The 2500-nt window shown below is 55.0% G+C and carries 2 tRNA genes and 2 rRNA genes (1 of these 4 cut by a window edge); all 4 read left to right on the top strand.

Features of this window, described 5'->3' with window-relative positions:
- Nucleotides 1–151, top strand: a 16S ribosomal RNA gene (locus ACFORG_RS18695) (it extends 1313 nt beyond the left edge of the window).
- Nucleotides 152–332: 181 nt separating this feature from the next.
- A tRNA-Ala gene (locus tag ACFORG_RS18690) sits at nucleotides 333–408 on the top strand.
- A gap of 107 nt (nucleotides 409–515) precedes the next feature.
- Nucleotides 516–592, top strand: a tRNA-Ile gene (locus ACFORG_RS18685).
- A 434-nt stretch (nucleotides 593–1026) separates the two neighbouring features.
- Nucleotides 1027–2500, top strand: a 23S ribosomal RNA gene (locus tag ACFORG_RS18680); the annotation flags it as partial.

Genomic DNA, 2500 nt, shown 5'->3' with positions numbered 1-2500 from the left:
ACACACCGCCCGTCACACCATGGGAGTTGGGTCTACCCGAAGACGGTGCGCCAACCCTTACGGGGGGCAGCTGGCCACGGTAGGCTCAGCGACTGGGGTGAAGTCGTAACAAGGTAGCCGTAGGGGAACCTGCGGCTGGATCACCTCCTTTCTAAGGATGCGTCTAGATTGATTTTGTCGTCGCCAACGCGCTCAAGTAGCGAAGCGGTAGCGCAAACCAACGTGACGCACTTAGCAAGATCAGCAATCAAAGCTGATCAAACTCCAAGGACCAGGCCGTCCTCATATCTCTTCAGGAAATCAGGGTCTTGCAGCGGTGCAGGATCCGGCAAGGGGCCTTAGCTCAGCTGGGAGAGCGCCTGATTTGCATTCAGGAGGTCAGGAGTTCGATCCTCCTAGGCTCCACCATGAATGAAGGCCCTTGCTTAACCACGTCGGGGCCGGCCCTTCTCGGCATCCTTGCTGCGCAAGGAGCCTGCCAGGGCGACGCCGATTTGCCTGTTGGCAAATCAGCTGGGTCGGTAGCTCAGGTGGTTAGAGCGCACGCCTGATAAGCGTGAGGTCGGAGGTTCAAGTCCTCCTCGACCCACCACCGTTCGCTTTGCGCAGCAAAGTGTAACGAAGTGACAGTGCCTTCGCGTGAGCGAAAGTCACGAGAGCGACGAAGCGGGGCCAACCTCACCGATTTGACCGTAAAACACTGTATTGAGTGTTTTGCCGTCCAATCGGACGCATACAATTGACATCGTTTAGAGAGAAATCAATCAACACTGTTTGATGGACGCCGAGTGTGGCGTTTATCTCAGTCGTTCCCGCCAGGGTTCTGGCGGGCGGCTTTCGAACCGAGTGCTTCCTCGCTCGTTCGAAGGTATCGCGGCTGAAACGAACAGAGTTGTCCAAGTCAAGTACACTAACCAAAAGTGCCCGCCTTGCGGGCACGGGAAAGTGATGCTTTTGGTCCGGAAACGAGGGTCGGTTGTTCCAGCTTCCGATCTCAAGAGGTTCAGTCCTTCTCTTTCTGGATCAGATCAAGCGCGAGAAGGGCGTTTGGTGGATGCCTTGGCAGCAAGAGGCGATGAAGGACGTGATACTCTGCGATAAGCTCTGGGGAGCCGAGAATAGGCTTTGATCCAGGGATCTCCGAATGGGGCAACCCACCTGAATGTTCTCTATTGTCGGCCATGCCGGTCAATAGGGTGCATGAACAGGTACTTAAGACCTGAATACATAGGGTTTTAAGAGCAAACCCGGGGAACTGAAACATCTAAGTACCCGGAGGAAAGGAAATCAATGATACTCCCCTAGTAGCGGCGAGCGAACGGGGACCAGCCGAGCCTTGAGAGTGAGAAGAACATGTTGGGAAGCATGGCCATAGCGGGTGACAGCCCCGTATTCGAAGCTCGATGGGACGTATTAAGTAGGGCGGGACACGTGAAATCCTGTCTGAAGATCGGGGGACCACCCTCGAAGGCTAAGTACTCCTTGCTGACCGATAGCGAACCAGTACCGTGAGGGAAAGGTGAAAAGCACCCCGACGAGGGGAGTGAAACAGTACCTGAAACCGAACGCCTACAATCAGTCGGAGGCTCCTTGCGAGCTGACGGCGTACCTTTTGTATAATGGGTCATCGACTTGGTCTCACGTGCAAGCTTAAGCCGTTAGGTGTAGGCGCAGCGAAAGCGAGTCTTAATAGGGCGTCGAGTTCGTGGGATCAGACCCGAAACCGAGTGATCTAGGCATGGCCAGGCTGAAGACAAGGTAACACTTGTTGGAGGGCCGAACCCACATCCGTTGAAAAGGATCGGGATGAGCTGTGCCTAGGGGTGAAAGGCCAATCAAACTCGGAGATAGCTGGTTCTCTGCGAAATCTATTTAGGTAGAGCGTCATCCGAATACCCCGGGGGGTAGAGCACTGGATGGGTAATGGGGCCCCACAGGCTTACTGATCCTAACCAAACTCCGAATACCCGGGAGTACTAGATGGCAGACACACTGCGGATGCTAACGTCCGTAGTGGAGAGGGAAACAACCCTGACCGACAGCTAAGGCCCCCAATTCATGGCTAAGTGGGAAAGCAGGTGGGACGACCAAAACAACCAGGAGGTTGGCTTAGAAGCAGCCATCCTTTAAAGATAGCGTAACAGCTCACTGGTCTAAACAAGTTGTCCTGCGGCGAAGATGTAACGGGGCTCAAGCCATGAGCCGAAGCTTCGGGTGCGAAAGCACGGTAGCAGAGCGTAGTGTGATAAAACCCATTCCCCCTTCGATCCGGCAACGGATCATTGGAGGGCCGGGTTTGGCGATGAAGCGGGCGCGTGAGCGACCCGTGGAGCGATCACTAGCGAGAATGATGACATGAGTAGCGACAAAGAGTGTGAGAGACACTCTCGCCGAAAGTCCAAGGGTTCCTGCTTAAAGCTAATCTGAGCAGGGTAAGCCGGCCCCTAAGCCGAGGCCGAAAGGCGTAGGCGATGGGAACCAGGTCAATATTCCTGGGCCA

Source organism: Lutimaribacter marinistellae, from assembly GCF_042648365.1.
Lineage (GTDB): Bacteria > Pseudomonadota > Alphaproteobacteria > Rhodobacterales > Rhodobacteraceae > Lutimaribacter_A > Lutimaribacter_A marinistellae.
The sequence above is the reverse complement of the archived record's forward strand: the minus strand, read 5'-3'. Positions and strand labels throughout refer to the sequence as shown.